The organism is Photobacterium sp. Hal280, assembly GCF_037162255.1.
Classification (GTDB): Bacteria; Pseudomonadota; Gammaproteobacteria; order Enterobacterales; family Vibrionaceae; genus Photobacterium.
Map to the genome: position 1 here is coordinate 641,044 of NZ_JARLUO010000005.1, position 22,479 is coordinate 663,522.

A 22,479-nucleotide genomic window follows, 5' to 3' on the forward strand; every position below is an offset into this window, starting at 1 on the left:
CGATTGGGAGGCTTGCTGTTCGTCTTTCGCTGCTTTCTTGCGTAACGATAGCCCCCACTTAAGGTGAGCGAAAAAAGAAGTGAAAGAAAAACATTGCGTATTGAATCATGTGTCAGGCTGTCTCGTGAATATGCTGGCTAAATACTGTCTAGGAATCACCCTATGGCGAGTCGATGATCTTGTCAAGAATAAAAAGCCCCGCCATGCGGCAGGGCTTGATAGGAAGGGTTCAGGCTTCGAAGTCTTCTTCTTCTGCGATTTCGGCTTCAGTCAACACAGGCTTCTGGCTGTGACTGGCTCGACGTGCTTCCGATTTGTGTGATTGCTTGCTCAGCTGTCGCTCCAGTTTCTGATACATGTCTTTAATGGCGGCGTACATATTTTCCTGTTCAGAGGATGCCACAATGTTCCCCCCTGGAATGCCGGCTGTTGCTTCCACCTTGAAGTGCCGGTTAGGTTCTTGGCTGATAACAGCATGTTTGCCGATCAGCGGGACTTGAAAGCGCTCTAACTTACTGAATTTTTCTTCAATGCGCTCACGGATAGCAGGGGTGACATCAATGTTTTTGCCTGTGACTTCTACTTGCATAGTCTCTCTCCTGTTTTGCTACCCCTTGGTGGGTTAACTTCAGATTACTCTTCTCAATCGCGAATAAAGTGATCTGGATCAACTTTGATGAGTAAAATAATTCACCAATTTATTTCTGTGACTTGTTCTGCTTTGTGACAAGAAAATGAATAAAAACCCCTTGTCGGGGGCATGATGAATGCGGCAGTATGGAGTGAGTTGATGACTGGCGGCCAGTGCTGCTCAGGGGCGTTTTTCGGCCTGAAGCAGCGTGTTTCGCCATGAATGTCGGGAACCTCTGAAATCAGATTGAGTGCGGTCATCTGCAAGCATAAAAAACGGCAGCCATCTGGCTGCCGTTTGTCGTTTGATCTGTATTGTGATTATGCCGGATTCAGATCAATCAGTCGTTGAGCATGTTCGGCCGGCTTTTCCAGGCCCAGCTTTTCATACGCGGTTTGCATCAGCGGCAGCGATTGACGTGCCGCTTCCGTATCCGGATATAAACGCTGAATTTGCTGGCAGCGGTTGACGGCGGCCACCCAGGCTTCACGGCGGATATAAAAGTCGGCAGCAGCTAACTCGTAATTGGCCAGACGGTTTTTCAGGTAAACCAGTCTTGCTTTGGCATCTGCGGCGTACTGGCTGGCCGGGTAGCGATCCAGCAGGCGCTTAAAGTCACGAAATGCCTGACGAGCCGGTTCCGGATCCCTGTCGTGGCGATCAATGTCAAACACATCGTGCATGAAAGAACGATCCTGGGCCATGTGCGTCAGACCACGCATATAGAGCACCCAGTCTGCTTTTTCATGGGTGGGGTTTAATCGGGTAAAGCGATCTATGGTGGCTTCGCCGAGCGCCAGATCATCGTTCTTGTAATAGGCGTAAATCAGATCAAGCTGCACCTGCTCCGAATAAGCGCCGAACGGATAACGAGAATCCAGAGCTTCTAATCTTTCAATGGCTGTGACCCAGCTACCACTTTGTAAGGCTTGCTGAGCACTGCCGTACAGCTCAGAAGGCGGAATATCCGGTACCACTTCCTCTGTACTGGAGCAACCAGACACAATAGCGGCGGCAAGAAATGTCGTGATTATCAGGCGTTTCATTGCGGCGTCAGTTTCCTTGGTCATAATTTATTTCTGTGATCCATTACGGTCAGCGCCGTTAACAGATACAATGACAACTAATATCTGTCATTTTACGCAGCGTTTAGGCTTTAGTCTCACGCTTTTTGAAAAAGTTCTTTATGGCACAGCAAATAGAGTTAAGCAACATAGTAAACGATAGTCAGCTTGGTCAACGCCTTGATCAGGCGCTGGCTGAACTGTTTTCCGATTATTCCCGTTCGCGGATTAAAGACTGGATTCTCAATGGCAGCGTCTGCGTCAATGGCGCAGTGGTGACTAAACCCCGCCTGAAAATGATGGGCGGTGAAAAACTCACGGTTGTGGCTGAGATTGAAGATGAGGAGCGCTGGATAGCGCAAGACATTCCGCTCAACATTGTGTATGAAGATGAACACCTGCTGGTGATTAACAAGCCACGTGATTTTGTGGTCCATCCGGGAGCCGGCACGCCGGACGGCACTGTGCTCAATGCACTGTTACATCACTGCCCGTCTCTCGCCGAAGTGCCGCGAGCCGGTATTGTGCACCGTCTTGATAAAGACACCACGGGCCTGATGGTCGTGGCGAAAACGATCCAGGCTCAGACCCGACTGGTTCGTGCGCTGCAAAAACGTAAAATTACCCGTGAATATGAAGCGGTTGCCATGGGCAAAATGACCGGGGGTGGCGTGGTTGAAAAGCCGATTGGCCGTCACTCCACCAAGCGCACATCAATGGCAGTGCATGAGCTGGGCAAACCGGCGATCACCCATTATCGTGTCGCGGAGCACTTTCGTGAACACACCAGCCTGGTGCTGCGTCTGGAAACAGGCCGTACTCACCAGATTCGTGTTCACATGGCCTATCTGTCGCATCCGCTGGTGGGGGATACCCTGTACGGCGGTCGTCCGCGTCCGCCAAGAAATGCTTCTCAGGAAGTGATTCAAGCGCTCCGGACTTTTGATCGTCAGGCGCTGCATGCTCGTATGCTGCGGCTTGATCACCCAATCACCGGTGAGTTAATGGAATGGCACGCAGAGACACCGAAAGATATGGTGGCTCTCGTTGAGATCCTGCGTCAGGACAAGCTTGACCATCCCGAGGACGATTACTGAGATGTGGATGACCCCAGACTGGCCAGCGCCTGCGAATGTCAAAGCCATTAGTACCACCCGTTTCGGGGGGATCAGCCAGGGGCCCTATGCGGGTCTCAATCTGGGGGATCATGTGGGTGATGAGCCGGCAGCTGTTGCGCATAATCGTCAATGGCTACAGCAGCAACTGGGTTTAGCGCATGCGCCCGCCTGGTTGTCGCAAACTCATAGCACCATAGTGCTGGATCTGCAGGGACCACTCACCCAGATCCCGCATGCGGATGCCAGCGTGACCCGGGAAAATGGTATTGCCTGTACTGTGATGACAGCAGATTGCTTACCGGTATTGCTGTGCGATCGACAGGGCACCCAAGTGGGGGCTGTGCATGCCGGGTGGCGAGGTTTGGCTGACGGTATTATTGAACAAACGGTGGCTTGTTTTGCGCAAGCGCCGAATCAATTACTGGCCTGGCTGGGACCCGCGATTGGGCCGCAAGCTTTTGAGGTCGGCGGGGAAGTCAGGGCGCAATTTCTGGCCGATGATTCGGCCGCAGAATCTGCATTCCTGCCAAAAGGTGACAAATGGCTGGCGGATATCTATCAGCTGGCCCGATTACGTTTACACCGTCTGGGTGTGACTCAGGTTTTTGGTGGCAGCGAGTGTACGGTCAGTGACGCTTCCCGTTTCTTTTCTTATCGCCGGGATGGCGTCACCGGACGTCAGGCCAGTTTGATCTGGCTGGAAAAATAAACTTATCCCATACTCTCTTTCAATGCAGCGGCCATGCGTCGCTTTCTAATATCCCCACATTTTATGCTTGAAAAGCACAAAGCGCGCAACCATATACAAAGATAATGACAAGGTCATATCTAGAGTGGAGGACTTATGCGTCTTGACCGGTTTACAAGCAAATTTCAATTAGCGATTTCTGATGCGCAGTCGCTGGCTTTAGGACGAGACCATCAGTACATCGAACCTGTGCATTTGATGATGGCACTGATGAATCAGGACAGCAGCACCACGCGCCCGCTGCTGACTCTGCTGAATGTAGATATTACCCAATTGCGTTCCAGTCTGTCCGAACAGCTCGACCGTTTACCTAAAGTCAGCGGTATCGGCGGTGATGTTCAACTGTCCCATGGCATGGGCGTGTTATTTAACATGTGCGACAAACTGGCCCAGAAACGCAAAGACAAATACATCTCTTCCGAGCTGTTCATTCTGGCGGCGGTGGACGACAAAGGTCCGCTGGGTGAGCTATTGCGTAAGTTTGGCTTGAGTGCAGAAAAAGTTGAACAGGCAATTGAGAAAATCCGCGGTGGTCAGAAAGTCGATGATCCCAATGCCGAAGAAAACCGTCAGGCGCTGGAAAAGTTCACTATAGATCTGACCGAGCGCGCCGAGCAAGGCAAGCTGGATCCTGTGATCGGCCGTGATGAAGAAATCCGCCGGACGATTCAGGTCTTGCAGCGCCGCACAAAGAATAATCCGGTCCTGATTGGTGAGCCGGGGGTGGGTAAAACCGCAATTGTTGAAGGTCTTGCCCAGCGTATTGTCAATGGCGAAGTGCCTGAAGGGCTGCGCAATAAGCGTGTCCTGTCCTTGGATATGGGGGCACTGATTGCGGGTGCCAAATACCGTGGCGAGTTTGAAGAGCGCCTCAAATCAGTCTTGAACGAACTGGCGCAGGAAGAGGGCAGTGTCATCCTCTTTATTGATGAGCTGCATACCATGGTTGGCGCCGGTAAAGGTGAGGGCGCCATGGATGCCGGTAACATGCTGAAACCTGCGCTGGCCCGAGGTGAGCTTCATTGTGTGGGGGCAACCACATTAGACGAGTACCGTCAGTTTATCGAAAAAGACGCCGCACTGGAGCGTCGTTTCCAGAAAGTGCTGGTGGAAGAGCCAAACGTTGAAGATACCATCGCGATTTTGCGGGGCCTGAAAGAGCGTTATGCGCTGCATCATCATGTCGAAATTACCGATCCGGCGATTGTCGCGGCGGCCAGCCTGTCGCACCGGTATATTTCTGATCGCCAGTTGCCTGACAAGGCGATCGATCTGATCGATGAAGCGGCTTCCAGTATTCGTATGCAAATTGATTCCAAACCGGAATCTCTGGATCGTCTTGAGCGCCGAATCATTCAGCTGAAAATCGAACAGCAGGCCCTGTCGAAAGAAAACGACGATGCCAGTCAGAAGCGCTTAGCCGTACTCAGTGAAGAACTGGAAGGTAAAGAGAGCGAGTACGCTGAACTGGAAGAAGTCTGGAAAGCAGAAAAAGCAGCGCTGTCCGGCACACAGCATATTAAAGCGGAGTTGGAACAGGCGAGAACCGACATGGAGATTGCCCGGCGTGCGGGGGATCTGAATCGCATGTCTGAGTTGCAGTACGGCAAGATACCAGAACTGGAGAAACAGCTCGATCTGGCTGCCCAGGCAGAAATGCAGGAAATGAGTCTGCTGAAAAACCGGGTTACAGATGCTGAGATTGCCGAGGTGTTGTCACGCCAGACCGGTATTCCGGTATCTCGTATGCTGGAAGGCGAACGCGATAAACTACTGCGAATGGAAGAAGCACTGCATCAGCGGGTCATTGGTCAGGACGAAGCTGTGAATTCGGTGGCCAATGCGATCCGCCGCAGCCGGGCTGGATTATCTGATCCGAACCGGCCGATTGGTTCATTCCTGTTCCTCGGTCCGACAGGGGTCGGTAAAACAGAGTTGTGCAAGGCGCTGGCTAACTTCATGTTCGACAGTGATGACGCCATGGTGCGTATTGATATGTCAGAGTTCATGGAGAAACACTCCGTTGCCCGGCTTGTTGGTGCACCTCCGGGTTATGTTGGCTATGAAGAAGGCGGATACCTGACCGAAGCGGTTCGCCGGCGTCCTTATTCCGTCATTTTACTGGATGAAGTAGAAAAGGCGCATCCGGACGTGTTCAACATTTTGCTGCAGGTGCTTGATGATGGCCGTCTTACTGACGGACAGGGCAGAACGGTCGACTTCCGTAACAGCGTCATCATCATGACATCGAACCTGGGGTCAGATCGGATTCAGGAGCACTTTGGTGAGCTTGATTATGACGGCATCAAACAGTTGGTGATGGACGTTGTGGGTCATCACTTCCGCCCGGAGTTCATTAACCGTGTCGATGAAACCGTTGTGTTCCACCCTCTGGGTGATAAACACATCAAAGATATCGCACGAATTCAGATTGGTCGCCTGAGCGATCGGCTGGAGGAAAAAGGCTTTGAACTGAAAGTAGAAGATTCTGCATTGGATTTGATTGCAAGTGCAGGTTTCGATCCGGTTTATGGGGCTCGACCACTGAAACGAGCAATCCAGCAATACATTGAAAACCCATTGGCGCAGGATATTCTTTCCGGGAAATTAACCGTTGATAAGCCAATTGTGCTGGCCGCCAAGGATGAGCATATCTCTGCCAGCCAATAAAATCGTGATACTAAAGTAAGAAAAGCCTGCTCGATTGCAGGCTTTTTTGTATCTCCCGTTTCTGTTTTGTGCGTTTTTTAATCGTAAACTCGATGTTTGTTCAAAAAGAAACCTATTGAAATTTATTTGTGATTTTACGCTTGCCAAGGTGCGCGAACTCTCTATAATGCCGCCTCACTGACACGGAGAACGGCGCTTACAGCCAAGGCCATGTCAGAAGCTCTTTAACAATTTGACCATGCAATCTGTGTGGGCACTCGACAATGATACAGTCATCAAAGATTTATTAGTGAACTGAGTGACCAATTGGTAGCACTTTTTATAAAAGGGTTACCGGCACAGTCAATTCGTTTCAACTTCGGTTGAAACATCAGTAATCACTGAGCCGCTTTCCTTCGGGAAGGCAACAAAACTTTAATTGAAGAGTTTGATCATGGCTCAGATTGAACGCTGGCGGCAGGCCTAACACATGCAAGTCGAGCGGCAGCGACATCAACAATCCTTCGGGTGCGTTGATGGGCGGCGAGCGGCGGACGGGTGAGTAATGCCTGGGAACATGCCCTGATGTGGGGGATAACCATTGGAAACGATGGCTAATACCGCATAATCTCCTGTCTTTTACGAGATGGGAGCAAAGAGGGGGACCTTCGGGCCTCTCGCGTCAGGATTGGCCCAGGTGGGATTAGCTAGTAGGTGGGGTAACGGCTCACCTAGGCGACGATCCCTAGCTGGTCTGAGAGGATGATCAGCCACACTGGAACTGAGACACGGTCCAGACTCCTACGGGAGGCAGCAGTGGGGAATATTGCACAATGGGGGAAACCCTGATGCAGCCATGCCGCGTGTGTGAAGAAGGCCTTCGGGTTGTAAAGCACTTTCAGCAGTGAGGAAGAGTTGGTGTTTAATAGATGCCATCTTTGACGTTAGCTGCAGAAGAAGCACCGGCTAACTCCGTGCCAGCAGCCGCGGTAATACGGAGGGTGCGAGCGTTAATCGGAATTACTGGGCGTAAAGCGCATGCAGGCGGCGTGTTAAGCCAGATGTGAAAGCCCGGGGCTCAACCTCGGAATCGCATTTGGAACTGGCAGGCTAGAGTCTTGTAGAGGGGGTAGAATTTCAGGTGTAGCGGTGAAATGCGTAGAGATCTGAAGGAATACCGGTGGCGAAGGCGGCCCCCTGGACAAAGACTGACGCTCAGATGCGAAAGCGTGGGGAGCAAACAGGATTAGATACCCTGGTAGTCCACGCCGTAAACGATGTCTACTTGGAGGTTGGTGTCTTGAACACTGGCTTTCGGAGCTAACGCGTTAAGTAGACCGCCTGGGGAGTACGGTCGCAAGATTAAAACTCAAATGAATTGACGGGGGCCCGCACAAGCGGTGGAGCATGTGGTTTAATTCGATGCAACGCGAAGAACCTTACCTACTCTTGACATCCAGAGAACTTTCCAGAGATGGATTGGTGCCTTCGGGAACTCTGAGACAGGTGCTGCATGGCTGTCGTCAGCTCGTGTTGTGAAATGTTGGGTTAAGTCCCGCAACGAGCGCAACCCTTATCCTTGTTTGCCAGCACTTCGGGTGGGAACTCCAGGGAGACTGCCGGTGATAAACCGGAGGAAGGTGGGGACGACGTCAAGTCATCATGGCCCTTACGAGTAGGGCTACACACGTGCTACAATGGCGTATACAGAGGGCTGCGAGCTAGCGATAGTGAGCGAATCCCACAAAGTACGTCGTAGTCCGGATTGGAGTCTGCAACTCGACTCCATGAAGTCGGAATCGCTAGTAATCGTGGATCAGAATGCCACGGTGAATACGTTCCCGGGCCTTGTACACACCGCCCGTCACACCATGGGAGTGGGCTGCACCAGAAGTAGATAGCTTAACCTTCGGGAGGGCGTTTACCACGGTGTGGTTCATGACTGGGGTGAAGTCGTAACAAGGTAGCCCTAGGGGAACCTGGGGCTGGATCACCTCCTTACCTAAAGACTGTGTCGCTGACGCAGTGTCCACACAGATTGCCTGGTCGAAATCGTTAAGAGCGCAAGAGAAGGGTCTGTAGCTCAGGTGGTTAGAGCGCACCCCTGATAAGGGTGAGGTCGGTGGTTCAAGTCCACTCAGACCCACCACTGTCTTCCCAAATGCAGTGGTTCAACACTCTTGCAATACTCGATGGGGCTATAGCTCAGCTGGGAGAGCGCCTGCCTTGCACGCAGGAGGTCAGCAGTTCGATCCTGCTTAGCTCCACCACTCTTTAAGTACATTCCCCTGCACAGGGCGAGTGTGGTTACAAAGTGGTTATCTGTCGATAATTCACATGCTCTTTAACAATCTGGAAAGCTGACTAGTAAATTCAATCCTAGAGATTGGATACAAACTGTTTCGAGAGAAACAGAGTTCTCAAGCAATACACATTCAAGTGTCTTGTGTTCGTTGTGTTCACTGCGGTGAAGACAACATGAGTCCGGCGAATAAACCAATTGTCTCTTTGTCAGAGACACAACCTTGGTTGTTTGAACATACGAAACCTCTTGGGGTTGTATGGTTAAGTGACTAAGCGTACACGGTGGATGCCTGGGCAGTCAGAGGCGATGAAGGACGTACTAACTTGCGATAAGCGGTGATGAGGCAGTAAGAGCCACTTGAGTCACCGATTTCCGAATGGGGAAACCCAGCTGCATAAGCAGTTATCATCAGGTGAATACATAGCCTGGTGAGGCGAACCGGGGGAACTGAAACATCTAAGTACCCCGAGGAAGAGAAATCAACCGAGATTCCGGCAGTAGCGGCGAGCGAAACCGGATTAGCCCTTAAGCGTTTTTAGTGTCAGGTGAAGGTCCCTGGAAAGGGCCGCGATACAGGGTGACAGCCCCGTAACCGACGATGCTTTAAGCGTGAAAACGAGTAGGACGGGACACGTGTTATCCTGTCTGAACATGGGGGGACCATCCTCCAAGGCTAAATACTCCTGACTGACCGATAGTGAACCAGTACCGTGAGGGAAAGGCGAAAAGAACCCCTGTGAGGGGAGTGAAAAAGAACCTGAAACCGTGTACGTACAAGCAGTAGGAGCACCTTCGTGGTGTGACTGCGTACCTTTTGTATAATGGGTCAGCGACTTAATTTCAGTAGCAAGGTTAACCGTATAGGGGAGCCGTAGGGAAACCGAGTCTTAACTGGGCGTACAGTTGCTGGGATTAGACCCGAAACCAGGTGATCTAGCCATGGGCAGGTTGAAGGTGAGGTAACACTTACTGGAGGACCGAACCGACTAATGTTGAAAAATTAGCGGATGACTTGTGGCTAGGGGTGAAAGGCCAATCAAACCTGGAGATAGCTGGTTCTCCCCGAAAGCTATTTAGGTAGCGCCTCGGACGAATACTACTGGGGGTAGAGCACTGTTAAGGCTAGGGGGTCATCCCGACTTACCAACCCTTTGCAAACTCCGAATACCAGTAAGTACTATCCGGGAGACACACGGCGGGTGCTAACGTCCGTCGTGGAGAGGGAAACAACCCAGACCGCCAGCTAAGGTCCCAAAGTATCACTAAGTGGGAAACGATGTGGGAAGGCTCAGACAGCCAGGATGTTGGCTTAGAAGCAGCCATCATTTAAAGAAAGCGTAATAGCTCACTGGTCGAGTCGGCCTGCGCGGAAGATTTAACGGGGCTAAGTGATACACCGAAGCTGCGGCAATGCGATTTATCGTATTGGGTAGGGGAGCGTTCTGTAAGCGGTTGAAGGTGTGCTGTAAGGCATGCTGGACGTATCAGAAGTGCGAATGCTGACATGAGTAACGACAAAGGGGGTGAAAAACCCCCTCGCCGGAAGACCAAGGGTTCCTGTCCAACGTTAATCGGGGCAGGGTAAGTCGACCCCTAAGGCGAGGCCGAAAGGCGTAGTCGATGGGAAACGGGTTAATATTCCCGTACTGCTTATTATTGCGATGGGGGGACGGAGAAGGCTAGGTGGGCCAGGCGACGGTTGTCCTGGTTCAAGGGTGTAGGCTGCAGAATTAGGCAAATCCGGTTCTGCACTAAGGCTGAGACCCGATGTCGAGTCACCACGGTGATGAAGTCATTGATGCCATGCTTCCGGGAAAAGCCTCTAAGCTTCAGATAATAAGCAATCGTACCCCAAACCGACACAGGTGGTCGGGTAGAGAATACCAAGGCGCTTGAGAGAACTCGGGTGAAGGAACTAGGCAAAATGGTACCGTAACTTCGGGAGAAGGTACGCTCTTGGCGGTGAAGTCCCTCGCGGATGGAGCTGCTGAGAGTCGCAGATACCAGGTGGCTGCAACTGTTTATTAAAAACACAGCACTGTGCAAAATCGAAAGATGACGTATACGGTGTGACGCCTGCCCGGTGCCGGAAGGTTAATTGATGGGGTTATCTTCGGAGAAGCTCTTGATCGAAGCCCCGGTAAACGGCGGCCGTAACTATAACGGTCCTAAGGTAGCGAAATTCCTTGTCGGGTAAGTTCCGACCTGCACGAATGGCGTAATGATGGCCACGCTGTCTCCACCCGAGACTCAGTGAAATTGAAATCGCAGTGAAGATGCTGCGTACCCGCGGCTAGACGGAAAGACCCCGTGAACCTTTACTACAGCTTGGCACTGAACATTGACCCTACATGTGTAGGATAGGTGGGAGGCTTCGAAGCAGGTACGCCAGTATCTGTGGAGCCGTCCTTGAAATACCACCCTTGTCGTGTTGATGTTCTAACGTCGCCCCGTTATCCGGGGTGCGGACAGTGCCTGGTGGGTAGTTTGACTGGGGCGGTCTCCTCCCAAAGCGTAACGGAGGAGCACGAAGGTGGGCTAATCACGGTCGGACATCGTGAGGTTAGTGCAATGGCATAAGCCCGCTTAACTGCGAGAATGACGGTTCGAGCAGGTGCGAAAGCAGGTCATAGTGATCCGGTGGTTCTGAATGGAAGGGCCATCGCTCAACGGATAAAAGGTACTCCGGGGATAACAGGCTGATACCGCCCAAGAGTTCATATCGACGGCGGTGTTTGGCACCTCGATGTCGGCTCATCACATCCTGGGGCTGAAGTCGGTCCCAAGGGTATGGCTGTTCGCCATTTAAAGTGGTACGCGAGCTGGGTTTAGAACGTCGTGAGACAGTTCGGTCCCTATCTGCCGTGGGCGCTGGATGATTGAAGGGAGTTGCTCCTAGTACGAGAGGACCGGAGTGAACGAACCGCTGGTGTTCGGGTTGTGTCGCCAGACGCATTGCCCGGTAGCTAAGTTCGGAATCGATAACCGCTGAAAGCATCTAAGCGGGAAGCGAGCCCTGAGATGAGTCATCCCTGAGGCTTTAAGCCTCCTGAAGGGCTGTTCGAGACTAGAACGTTGATAGGCAGGGTGTGTAAGCGTTGTGAGGCGCTCAGCTAACCTGTACTAATTGCCCGTGAGGCTTAACCATACAACACCCAAGGGGTTTTACGGACTCCATAAGCACTTGAATGTTGTGCTGAGAACACTAGTTACTTTCCGGAATTGTGAAAATATCCCATCTGCTCAGGTAGCGCCGGGATAAAGTTCGATAGCAAGGTAAGTTGTGAGTCGAGAGAGGGAGTTTAGTTCGCTAAATGACCGAACGAGAGAGCAACTTAACGCTGATAGCGGGCTTTATAACCAGCGGGATATTTTCAAACAGAATTTGCTTGGCGACCATAGCGTTGCGGACCCACCTGATCCCATGCCGAACTCAGACGTGAAACGCAGCAGCGCCGATGGTAGTGTGGGGTCTCCCCATGTGAGAGTAGGACATCGCCAGGCTTCCTATTTAGAAATCAGAGTCAATCTGGTTTCGGCCGTGTGGAGCGGTAGTTCAGTTGGTTAGAATACCGGCCTGTCACGCCGGGGGTCGCGGGTTCGAGTCCCGTCCGCTCCGCCACTTATTAAAGAAACCCAGTCAGTAATGGCTGGGTTTTTTGCTATTTAGTGGTTGTCATTTCTTCGACTGCTCGTCACGTATTGAAATCTCATGACCTGCCCCTGAACTCGTTATAGCGGGGAGAAACTGGTTACAATTTGGTTGGTTAAGCGCTTGCCTTAGGTATAAGGCTGTGAGAGGGTTAGAGCAATTTTTCTGGGATGATGAAAGACAATTTGCCATGAGTTTATTCTATGAGCGGCAAGAAGCCGCTGATTCTGTCACGATTACGCTGAAACCGCATTCCTTGTACCTGATGCTGGTCATGCTTGCAGTCTGGTTAGGTAATGATTTCTTGTTAAAATCAGCGCCGATAGCGCAAATTATCATGCCGATATTTATTGTGTTTATGGTGATACGTTTCTTTTCGTTAGTCAGAATACAGCGTGAAGTGCTGCTTGCAATGAAGCAGGGCCGGGTTACGACTCAGGGCAGTAAGTTCTCCTTCACAAATCCGTTTCGGTATGTGATTCAAAAAGCACAGAATTCCGACGCCTAAGCCTTTCATTTCATGACATAGCCGTCAAACAGTGCGGCTATTCTTTCCTGTCAGGACATAGCTCCTGTTGCCAATGATGGCTTATTCCTGGCCATTTTGCAGGCATACTATCTGTGTTGTAATCGAGATAGAGAAATGTATGCCAGCATTCAATTGGAAACCCCTGTTATTTGCTTGTTTGATTGTCAGTATTGGCCAGTTGAGTCTTGGCCTGGTGTTTCCATTATTACCCTGGATTGGACAGGATCTGACATTGACCTCAGATCAAACACAGCTTCTGGTTGCCGTCTATCTGTTAGGTTTTGGCCCTTCACAACTGGTTTACGGCCCGCTTTCTGATGTGTTGGGTCGCCGGCCGGTATTGCTGGCTGGGGTGATGATCGCTTTGTTCGGTGTTGCGCTGGTGATTTTCAAAGCGGAATCGTTTGCCGGATTATTGCTTGGACGCTTTATTCAGGGCTGTGGCGCAGGCAGTGTGTCTGTACTGGCCAGAGCGACAATCCGGGATAGCTACCAGAAGCAGAATCTGGCAAAAGCCATGAATTGGTTAGCCATTGTTGCCGCGTTTACACCCATTATGGCCCCTGTGATTGGCGGTATGGTCAATCATTATCTGGGCTGGCTTTCAGTTTTTGTGTTGCTGATTGCTTATATTTCATTGGTTTGGTTCATGCTTGTCTTTCGCTTTCGCGAAACCTTAAATGCAGCGAGCGTGCCACCTTCAGTCAAGCAACTAGCCGGTAATTACCTGTCTTTGTTTCAAGATCGCCATTTTCTGACATTTGCCGGTATCGGCTGGATCAACTTTGCCATGGTCGTACTGGCAATTTCCATGATGCCTTACATTATGCAAGTTCAGTTAGCAATCAGTTCTGACCAGTATGCGATGTGGGCGATGGTCCCGGCGTGCGGACTGCTTTTTGGCGGTGTGCTGTGTCAGCGTTTACGGCCAAAATTGGGGACAGCAAAAATGCTGCAGCTGGCGCCTTTGATGCAATTGGTCTCGGCGGCTGTGTATGTGTTGGCCCCGTTGGATCCGGTGTGGATGTCGGTGGCCCACTTTCTGCTGGCAATGACAAATGGCATTGCGTTTCCGTGCGCACAGTCGATGCTATTGGTGCCATACGCTGAAAAAGCCGGGACTGTGTCTGCGTTGTCGGGGGCCTGCCAAATGGTCGCGGCTTCTGTCATTAGCCACTTCCTGTTACAGCTGGGGATCAGCGAGCCCTGGCATCTTGGGGGCGTCTTACTAAGCGCTTCTTTTATTGGAATCGTATTGGTGAACCTGGGAGTCAGAAGCGAATCAGGGCGCCAGGCATCGCTGGATCTGAACCAGCCTTAATTCATAGCGTCAGATGAGAAACTTTCTCACGCCAGAGATATTCTTCCATACTTAAGACACCGGATCGCAGTTGGCTGGGAGGTTTTATGCGTCAGCTGATCTGTTTGGTGATGATGATTTTGCTCTCGGCTTGTGTCAGCCAATATGAAGCTGAGTTATCTCAGCATGGAGAGTGGCAAGAGCTGGGAGCGTATCATGGTGAATACGGTTATCAGGAATGGGAAAAAAACGCCTGGACCGACTTGGCGTGATGTCTGAATCTGATTATGAAAAGTACCGCGCGGGCTATCTGCAGGGGCGGTATGAGTACTGCACAGGCAAGAAAACAGTGACGACTGCGCTTAACCCGGGATACCCGGATGAATGCCGACAAGATGCCAGTCAGTTCGGGCTGGCGGAAAGAGGTTACTGATACTGTAAAGAAAAAGGCTGCCAGCGGCAGCCTTTTGAGTTGATGCAGACTGATTGATGAAAATCAGTTGTTGCTGTGTAGTTCGCTGTTCAGTTCCACGGCGGTTTTGTTGGTCAGACACTCAATCGTGCCGGTCACTGAGTTACGACGGAACAGCAGGTCAGATTTTCCTGCCAGATCGCGCGCTTTGACTGTGTCGACCACATTGCCGTCTGCGTCCAGCATCGTCACTTTGGTTCCTGCGGTAACATACAGGCCTGACTCAAGTGTACAGCGGTCACCCAGCGGGAAGCCCAGACCGGCATTGGCACCCAGCAGGCTGTTTTCACCAATCGAGATCACCACTTTACCGCCGCCGCTCAGGGTACCCATGATAGAAGCGCCGCCGCCGATATCAGAACCATTACCGACGACTACACCAGCCGAAATACGGCCTTCAACCATGCTCACACCTGTGGTGCCGGCGTTGAAGTTGATGAAACCTTCGTGCATCACTGTGGTGCCTTCACCGACGTGAGCACCGAGGCGAACACGGGAGGTATCGGCAATCCGCACGCCAGCCGGCACAATGTAGTCGACCATTTTCGGGAATTTATCAACACAATCGACGCTCAGCACCTCGCCGTTCAGGCGAGCTTCAATCTGACGCTCTGCCAGTTCAGGCAGATCAATCGGGCCCTGATTGGTCCAGGCAATGTTGTGCAGCAAACCGAAGATGCCGTCCAGTACCAGACCGTGAGGTTTAACCAGACGCTGAGAAATCAATTGTAGTTTCAGGAAGCCTTCAGCCACAGAAGCCGGGGCCGAATCAGCAGCCAGAATAACCACCACAAGAGGCTGGCTGGATTGCGCTGCTTTTTCAGCAAATCCCGCACTGGCTTGCTCGCCATTCGCTGCGAAAGCGCCGGCGAGTTCAGCCGCCTGAGCCGGGGTAACCTCGATAGCTTGATTACCTTCCTGATAATCAACAACTTTTGCGATAGCATCAACCAGAGACTGAGCCGGATTCAGCAGCGGGGTCGGGAAGAAAGCTTCAATGATTTTACCGTCACGGTTCTTGGTCGCGGTACCCAGGGCTAGAGAAAATGTCGCCATGATGAAATGGTCTCCATGTCAAAAGGGATAACGACTGCAATGTTTGGGCAGTCTGTCTGATAATGAAAAAGTTAGATGGGTCCATCATAAAGAGACTGAGCAGGATATTGAAGGGGAAATCTGCCATTCATGGCAAAATGACTGAGAAATGACGAAAATCCGCACTTAACCACATATAAAGTCAGTCTTTGTGAATAAACCCGGAAATAAAAAAACCTCCCGGCGGAGGTTTATGATTTATCGCAAAGGGGACGGACTTAAGCGGCTTCGCTGTCAGTATCGTCTTGCACGGCTTCGGGTTGTACCGCTTTCTTTTTCGCGGCGGGTTTGGCTTTTTTAGCCCCCAGAGCGACAAGGACTTTTTCACGCTCTTGTGCCAGGAATAGCGCTAATTCTTCCTGTTTGGCTTCGTCTTCAAGCAGTTTGCTTTCACTCAGAACAGCAAACAGCTCGTCAGCCATATCCAACATTTTATCGTAGGCATCAGCTTCAGATTTAGAGGTAAAAGTCATCTTCTCTTCTCCGTTGCGCTCTACTACATATTTGACGATAACAGCCATGGTCACCCTCTCCAGATATTGATTAACTGGTTTTTTATACAGTAGGATAAAGGCATAGTCCAGTGCTGAGTTCTGACAGAAGGTGTTCTTGTGAGCATGAGAGAAAAATTTGAACAAATTTATACCCGTGCAGCTGATCGCAAAGGGGGAGAAGCGGCGTTGGAAAGCTTGTTGTCGGCCCCGCTGAGCGAAGAGGCCTTGGCGACCATTGGCGATGATCGCTGGCTGGCCGCCTTTACGCAGAAAGTGTTCCAGTCAGGGATGAGCTGGAAAGTGGTCCGCAGTAAGTGGGACGGCTTTGAGTCGGTCTTTTTTGGCTTTGATATCGAAAAGTTGCTGCTGGTGCCGAACGAAATGTGGGAGCGCAAAGCCACAGATCCGGCCATTATCCGTCATCTCGGCAAAGTTATGACGATTCCGGAAAATGCATACATGATCCACCGAGCCGCGAAAGAGCATGGCTCGTTTGCCGCGATGGTCGCGGCCTGGCCCTCGGATGACATTATCGGCTTATGGCACTATCTGAAAAGCAAAGGGAAACGTTTGGGCGGCAATACCGGCCCCTATACGTTGCGGGTGATGGGCAAAGATACTTTTATCCTCAGCCAGGATGTTGAAGCTTACCTGCGCAGTACCGGAATCATTGATGGCGGTCGGGACACCCAGCGCTCCCTGGCGGCGGCACAGGCCACGTTTAACGACTGGCAGCAGGAGTCGGGCCGGCCTTTATGTCAGATCAGCCAGATCATTGCCTTCAGCGGTGGCGATAACCGGATCTGAGCCTGGTTGCCATTGCTGGCAGAATGCAATAAAGGCAGATAACAGCGGGCTGGTGTATTTATCTTTGTGATACACCAGCCAGTATTGTCTTTGCTTGCTCAGCGTGATGGGCAACTCTGCCACCCTTTTTCCTGTACCGCATGATAGACAGCGCGCCGGGATAAGCAGGTCAGGCCCAGTCCGGCGCTGACACTGTTGATGATGGCTTCAGTGGTGTTGAGTTCAAAGGCCAGCTGCCAGTGTTCGATACCGGGGGCGAGATGATGCAGGAAATAATCCCGGGTACCGGATCCGGCTTCCCTGAGGACCCATTCCGAGTGTTCCAGATCCGTCAGAGACAGTCTGTTTTGGGTCAGCAACGGGTGCAGAGGATGACAGATAATCACCATTTCATCTTGAAGCCAGGGTTGGCTTATCAAGTGTTTTTCCGTGACCCGGCCTTCGACCAGGCCGATATCCAGCTCAAAATCACCTAACTTTTTCACGATTGCCGCGGTATTGCCGATCAGAAGGGACTGGTCGGTATGGGCTGTCTGTGCCCTGAAATCCCGCAGCAGAAAAGGGGTGAGCTGATTGCCCACGGTATCGCTGCAACCCAGGGCCAAGCTGCCGGACAACGTCCCGGTTTGGGCGAAGAGTTGCTCAATACTCTGGGTGCGCTGGAGCAGCTCATCAGCCAGAGGTAATAGGCGTTTGCCTTCACTGTTGAGGGTCAGCCGGTTGTGATGGCGATCGAACAGCGGCTGGCTGAGTTGTTTTTCCAGCTCGGCCAGCGCCATGCTGACAGCCGGTTTGGTCAGAAACAGGCGTTCCGCGGCAGCCGTGATGGTTTTCTCCTGTGCCACGGCCACAAAGACTCTCAGTTGTTTCAGCGCAATGTTCATCGTGACTCTTATTGGGTTAAGTTGAATTGAACCTTTGGTTAAATTTATTCAATTATTCTAAACAATGCCAGAGGAGTACACTGCCTCTATCGACAAAAAGAACAAAAAAACGTACCGGATGTGATGGAGAGCTAATCATGAATCAAGTCTTGAAAAACCTGTTTGCCTTGATGCCGACGCCAATGGCCGGGCTGGCACTGGCGATTGCCAGTCTGGGCTGGTGTTGGGAAAACGCGGCGCCATTGCACGGTATGGCACAAAGCGGCAGCGCTATGATTGCCGCTGTGATGCTGCTGGGGCTGGCAGTGAAGTTTGTCTTACATCCTCAGTTACTGTGGCAGGATTTGAAGCACCCTGTGGTCGGCAGTGTCGTGCCGACGTTTTCGATGGCACTGATGGTGGTTTCCTCTGCGCTGGCGCGATACCTGCCGCATGCCGGGTGGGGACTATGGCTGGTCGCCGTGGTTTTGCATCTGGTGTTTTTAGCCTGCTTCGTTTTTCATCGTTTGAGCCGGTTTGAGTTGCACCATATGGTGCCTAGCTGGTTTGTGCCGCCTGTGGGGATCATCGTGGCTGATGTTACTTTTCCAGGCGGTGTGCTGGCACCGTTAGCACAGGTTCTGCTGATGTTTGGCCTGAGTGCTTACGCCCTGATGCTGCCTGTGATGTTATACCGCCTGATTTTCTGTCACCAGGTCCCGGATGCCGCCAAGCCGACCATTGCGATTTTGGCGGCGCCAGCCAGTTTGTCACTGGCAGGTTATCTGACAGTAACGGCGCAGCCTTCCGTGTTGATCGTGGCACTGCTGGCGAGTATCGGATTGCTGATGACCCTGGTGATTTATCTGGCCTTCTTCAGACTGTTGCGATTACCCTTCAGTCCGGCTTATGCCGCGTTTACGTTTCCTGTGGTGATCGGGGCGACCGCCTTGTACAAAACGGCCCATTGGATGAGTTCTCAGCCCCTGCTGGCCGATTACGCGCACCAGGTTCAGAGGCTGGCTCTGGCGGAGCTGCTCATCGCCAGTGGGGTGGTCAGTTATGTCATCGTGCGCTATCTGGCTCATTATTGCGCCGCTGAGATTGGTTACCGCAGAGCGACGATGTAACGCGTTGAAGCCAAAGGACGGCGGTCATCACAGGCACTGCTGTTTACACCCTGCGTGCCTTGGTAGACAATCATGGCATGATTCTCTGCCTGCGAGCCTGATGCGTGTTTACTGTCTACCATTCCAACCAGCTGGACCTGCTGAAGTCTTTGCTGGTTGAGCTGATCCGCCGGGATCCGCTTTCAGATCCCTTTATCCCCGAGCAGATTCTGGTGCAGAGTCCGGGCATGTCACAATGGCTCAAACTCGAACTGGCGCAGTCGCTGGGCGTGGCCGCCAATATTGATTTTCCGCTGCCAGCAACTTTCATCTGGGACATGTTCACCAAAGTGCTGCCGGATGTGCCGGCACGCAGTGCTTTCAATAAAGACGCCATGACCTGGTCGCTGATGCAGGTACTGCCCGGATTGCTCGAACAGCCGGAATTTTCCCCCTGGCGCGCTACCTTGCAGAGGATCCTCATCAGCAGCGCCGCTTTCAGCTGGCGGGGAAAATTGCGGATATTTTTGACCAGTATCTGGTGTACCGGCCGGAGTGGATCCAGGCATGGGAAGCGGGGCGCATTGATCCTGAGCTGGCGGATGAACATCCCTGGCAGCCGGTGTTATGGCAGGCGCTGTATGACCACATTCTGGCGCAGGGGCAATCGCCTTATCACCGCGCGAATTTGTATCAACACTTTATTGAAACACTGACGCAGTACGCGCAGTCCGGGACACAATTGCCGGACGGATTACCCAAGCGTTTGTTTGTGTTTGGGATCTCAGCGCTGCCGCCACGCTATATGGACGCCCTGGCGGCCTTGGGGCAGCACATTGATGTGCACCTGATGTTTACCAATCCTTGCCGCCATTACTGGGGGGAGGTCAGAGATCGCAAATACCTGGCCCGGCTGGCAGCACAGCAGCGTCAGCAGGTAATCTGGCGGGATGCACACAGCGAGCAGGCCGGTGCCGTGGGCATACTCAAAGGCTCGCTGGAAGATAATCTGATTGACGAGACCCATCAGGATGCGGCGGTGGGCAACACCCTGTTAGCGTCACTGGGGAAGCTGGGGCGGGACAATCTGTATCTGCTGTCTGAATTACAGGCTTTCGAGGTGGACGCTTTTGTCGATATTTCGCCGGACAGCCTGCTGCACAGCATTCAGTCGGATATCCTGAATCTGGAAGACAAAGTGAATGACCAGCTGCTGACCGACAGCCGACACAAACAGCCGGTTGACGAGCAAGATCGCTCGTTGTCGGTGCACGTCTGCCACTCGCCGATGCGGGAAGTGGAGGTTCTCTACGATAATTTGCTGGCGATGCTGGATGCCGATCCCGATCTGTCGCCACGCGATATCGTGGTTATGGTCGCCGATATCAATGCCTACAGCCCTTATATTCAGGCTGTTTTCGGCAATGCGCCGACGGAGCGCTACCTGCCATTTTCCATTTCTGACCGCAGTGCCGATCAGGAAAACCCTGTGCTGCTGGCCTGCCTGCGCTTGCTGGATTTACCCAATAGCCGTTGCCATGCCTCTGAGCTGACGGAGTTGCTGGAAGTACCGGCCATCATGAAGCGGTTTCATCTCGACAGTGACCGTTTCATGCAGGTGAAGGGCTGGATTGAGGAAGCCGGCATTCGCTGGGGGCTGGATGCAGACACGGCGAGCGAGTTTGCACTGCCGGTGCAGCAGCAAAATACCTGGCTGTTCGGGCTGCAGCGAATGTTGCTTGGCTATGCGATGCCTGCGCAGGCGGGGCTGTATCAGGGGATACTGGCCTATGATGAAGTGCAGGGTATGGATGCCGAGCTGGCCGGTCAGCTCAGTGTCTTTGTCGAGCACTTAATCCATTACCGGCAGGTGCTCAATCAGCCGCATTCGGCGCGCGAGTGGTTCAGTGTGCTGAACCAGCTGCTGGATGATTTTTTCAGCGTCGATACCGAAGGCGAACTGGTCCTGCGTCTGATCCGCGAAAAGCTGCAGCAACTGGAGCAGCAACTGGATGATGCCGGTTATCAGCAAGCGCTGACGCCCGCGGTCATGCGCGATTACCTCAATGACAAGCTGAGCGGCGAGCGTGTCAGTCAGCGTTTTCTGGCAGGCCAGATCAACTTCTGTACCCTGATGCCAATGCGTTCTATCCCGTTCAAAGTGGTCTGCCTGCTGGGCATGAATGATGGGGTTTATCCGCGCACCATTGCTCCGGAAGGCTTTGATCTGATGGTGGGTCGCCAGCGGGCCGGTGATCGCTCGCGTCGTGACGATGACAGATACCTGTTTCTTGAAGCGCTCTTGTCTGCCCAGCAGCAGCTGTACATCAGTTATGTCGGGCGCTCGATTCAGGATAACAGCGAAAAAATGCCGTCCGTTCTGCTCAGTGAGTTACTGGATTACTGCCAGCAGGGATTTTGCCTGCAAGAGGACAGCGCGCTGTCTCCTGAGGATTCGGCGGAGCGTCTGACCCGATGGCTGATCCACCACCATCCACTGACGCCATTCAGCCCGCAGGCCTTTCTGGGAAGCTCACCCAGTTATGCGGCCGAATGGCTGCCCGCGGCACGACGTCTCACTGTGGATAAGGTGGATTTCCTGTCGCAAGGGCTGTCCCCGTTTGTTCTTATGGATCTGGCGGAGTCGTCCGCTTCACTGCCTGTGATTGAAATGGCAGAGCTGCAGCGCTTTTGGCGTTTGCCGGTGCAGTACTTTTTTAACCGGCGTCTCAAGGTCTATTTTGATGCCGCCGCAGGGGCGATGGCGGATGAAGAACCCTTTGCACTGGATGGCCTGCAGAGTTATCAGCTGCGGGCACATTTACTGACCACGCTGCTCGAAGCACAGCCCCGATCCGACGCCATGCACCAATTTCAGGCGATGCAGCAAGCTGCCGGCACTTTGCCGATCGCGGCATTTGGTGAGCTGACTCTGGCGCAGGAACAACAGCAGATCGCCCCGCTGGCTGAGCGGGTTGCCGCTTTACTTGCCTCGCCGCTTGAGGATCCGGAAATTGATCTGACGATGGTCATTCCCTCAGGTCAGTGTCGGTTGCAGGGCTGGATCCGCCATCATACTGCGGCAGGGGTGATTCACTTCCGGCCCGGCAAAGTGCGGACGCAAGATCTGCTCCATGCCTGGCTCGAGCATCTGGCGATGTCGGTACAGGGAATAACCGCCGATAGCCATGTACTGGGGATTGATAAGCATGTCCGCCTGCGGCCGGTCGAAGCTGAGTATGCCAGAGAGCAACTGAGTGTGCTCACCGAAGGCTATCTGGCCGGGCAGTCTTCCCCTTTACCTTATTTCCCGCGCACGGCGCAGGCCGGGCTGGATGCACTACAGGACAAAAGCGGCCACTGGCTGACGGATGAAGAGAGTCTGGAAAAAGCCTTGACCAAAATGGCCGGGGTGTTTCACGACAGTTATCTGTTCAGCGGTGAAGGCAGCAATGCTTACATTGCCCGGGTCTGGCCGGACTGGCAGGACGAGCTTGCTACTGAGGCCATGGATTGGGCGCAGCGCGTGCTGCAGCCTGTGCTGATGCATCTTGAAGAGATCGAGTAGGGAAAGGTGCGAGGTGGCCGCCGGCAAAATCGTTATCAGGTGTAGGGTGTTCACCGGTCGGCCACAAGGTCCAGA

Annotated in this window: 13 protein-coding genes, 3 tRNA genes, 3 rRNA genes, 2 pseudogenes and 1 other annotated feature (1 of these 22 only partly in view); of the genes and pseudogenes, 16 read left to right on the top strand and 5 right to left on the bottom strand. The window is 52.6% G+C overall.

Features of this window, described 5'->3' with window-relative positions:
* Positions 1-107 (bottom strand) — a sequence feature (Phe leader region) (it extends 14 nt beyond the left edge of the window).
* A 122-nt stretch (positions 108-229) separates the two neighbouring features.
* Together hpf and bamD are read right to left on the bottom strand one after the other, a co-directional pair.
* Positions 230-589, bottom strand: coding sequence for a ribosome hibernation-promoting factor, HPF/YfiA family (gene hpf, locus P4S53_RS12245; protein WP_192015694.1), 360 nt, complete (start codon positions 587-589; stop codon positions 230-232).
* 362 nt (positions 590-951) lie between these two features.
* Entirely contained in the window at positions 952-1,677 is a 726-nt protein-coding gene (gene bamD / locus P4S53_RS12250; RefSeq protein ID WP_337114473.1) for an outer membrane protein assembly factor BamD, read from the bottom strand.
* 140 nt (positions 1,678-1,817) lie between these two features.
* Between bamD and rluD the strand changes: the two genes are divergently transcribed.
* From rluD to P4S53_RS12315, 13 genes are all read left to right on the top strand, one after another.
* Positions 1,818-2,792, top strand: a complete 975-nt coding sequence (gene rluD, locus P4S53_RS12255) for a 23S rRNA pseudouridine(1911/1915/1917) synthase RluD (protein WP_337112885.1) — start codon at positions 1,818-1,820, stop codon at positions 2,790-2,792.
* Position 2,793: 1 nt separating this feature from the next.
* A complete protein-coding gene (gene pgeF, locus P4S53_RS12260) occupies positions 2,794-3,522 on the top strand; it encodes a peptidoglycan editing factor PgeF (RefSeq protein WP_337112886.1) in 729 nt (242 codons plus the stop codon).
* 135 nt (positions 3,523-3,657) lie between these two features.
* Positions 3,658-6,231 (top strand): ATP-dependent chaperone ClpB, encoded by a 2,574-nt coding sequence (clpB, locus tag P4S53_RS12265; RefSeq protein WP_337112887.1) that lies wholly within the window; start codon positions 3,658-3,660, stop codon positions 6,229-6,231.
* Between the two features lie 415 nt (positions 6,232-6,646).
* Positions 6,647-8,211: ribosomal RNA gene (locus P4S53_RS12270) — 16S ribosomal RNA — on the top strand.
* Between the two features lie 71 nt (positions 8,212-8,282).
* Positions 8,283-8,359, top strand: a tRNA-Ile gene (locus P4S53_RS12275).
* Between the two features lie 45 nt (positions 8,360-8,404).
* Positions 8,405-8,480 (top strand) — tRNA-Ala (locus tag P4S53_RS12280).
* A gap of 293 nt (positions 8,481-8,773) precedes the next feature.
* A 23S ribosomal RNA gene (locus tag P4S53_RS12285) occupies positions 8,774-11,663 on the top strand.
* 240 nt (positions 11,664-11,903) lie between these two features.
* Positions 11,904-12,019, top strand: a 5S ribosomal RNA gene (gene rrf / locus P4S53_RS12290).
* The 16S, 23S and 5S rRNA genes sit together here with 3 tRNA genes alongside, the layout of an rRNA operon.
* Positions 12,020-12,060: 41 nt before the next feature.
* A tRNA-Asp gene (locus P4S53_RS12295) sits at positions 12,061-12,137 on the top strand.
* Between the two features lie 220 nt (positions 12,138-12,357).
* Complete coding sequence (locus P4S53_RS12300) at positions 12,358-12,675, top strand: hypothetical protein (protein WP_337112888.1); 318 nt, start codon at positions 12,358-12,360, stop codon at positions 12,673-12,675.
* A gap of 139 nt (positions 12,676-12,814) precedes the next feature.
* Complete coding sequence (locus tag P4S53_RS12305; RefSeq protein WP_337112889.1) at positions 12,815-14,017, top strand: multidrug effflux MFS transporter; 1,203 nt, start codon at positions 12,815-12,817, stop codon at positions 14,015-14,017.
* A gap of 86 nt (positions 14,018-14,103) precedes the next feature.
* Positions 14,104-14,268, top strand: a complete 165-nt coding sequence (locus P4S53_RS12310) for a hypothetical protein (RefSeq protein ID WP_337112890.1) — start codon at positions 14,104-14,106, stop codon at positions 14,266-14,268.
* Positions 14,235-14,429, top strand: a complete 195-nt coding sequence (locus P4S53_RS12315) for a hypothetical protein (protein ID WP_337112891.1) — start codon at positions 14,235-14,237, stop codon at positions 14,427-14,429. Before P4S53_RS12310 ends, P4S53_RS12315 begins: the two co-directional genes overlap by 34 nt.
* A gap of 63 nt (positions 14,430-14,492) precedes the next feature.
* On the opposite strand, the gene dapD is transcribed toward P4S53_RS12315, so the two are convergent.
* Both dapD and P4S53_RS12325 read right to left on the bottom strand, forming a co-directional pair.
* Positions 14,493-15,524, bottom strand: coding sequence for a 2,3,4,5-tetrahydropyridine-2,6-dicarboxylate N-succinyltransferase (gene dapD / locus P4S53_RS12320; RefSeq protein ID WP_337112892.1), 1,032 nt, complete (start codon positions 15,522-15,524; stop codon positions 14,493-14,495).
* A gap of 257 nt (positions 15,525-15,781) precedes the next feature.
* On the bottom strand, positions 15,782-16,084 hold the full coding sequence (locus tag P4S53_RS12325) for a YebG family protein (protein ID WP_337112893.1): 303 nt from the start codon (positions 16,082-16,084) through the stop codon (positions 15,782-15,784).
* A 96-nt stretch (positions 16,085-16,180) separates the two neighbouring features.
* Here P4S53_RS12325 and P4S53_RS12330 point away from each other — a divergent pair, with 96 nt between their 5' ends.
* Positions 16,181-16,864 carry a DNA-3-methyladenine glycosylase I gene (locus P4S53_RS12330; protein ID WP_337112894.1) on the top strand — a complete coding sequence of 228 codons (684 nt, stop codon included), beginning with the start codon at positions 16,181-16,183 and terminating at the stop codon, positions 16,862-16,864.
* Here P4S53_RS12330 and P4S53_RS12335 read toward each other — a convergent pair.
* Positions 16,811-17,748, bottom strand: a pseudogene (locus P4S53_RS12335) (LysR substrate-binding domain-containing protein). The gene P4S53_RS12330 and the pseudogene P4S53_RS12335 overlap by 54 nt on opposite strands.
* 137 nt (positions 17,749-17,885) lie before the next feature.
* On the opposite strand from P4S53_RS12335, the gene P4S53_RS12340 reads away from it, so the two are divergent.
* Positions 17,886-18,857: a TDT family transporter gene (locus P4S53_RS12340; protein WP_337112895.1), complete on the top strand. Its 972-nt coding sequence runs from the start codon at positions 17,886-17,888 to the stop codon at positions 18,855-18,857.
* A gap of 104 nt (positions 18,858-18,961) precedes the next feature.
* Positions 18,962-22,404, top strand: a pseudogene (recC, locus tag P4S53_RS12345) (exodeoxyribonuclease V subunit gamma).
* Positions 22,405-22,479 lie beyond the last annotated feature (75 nt).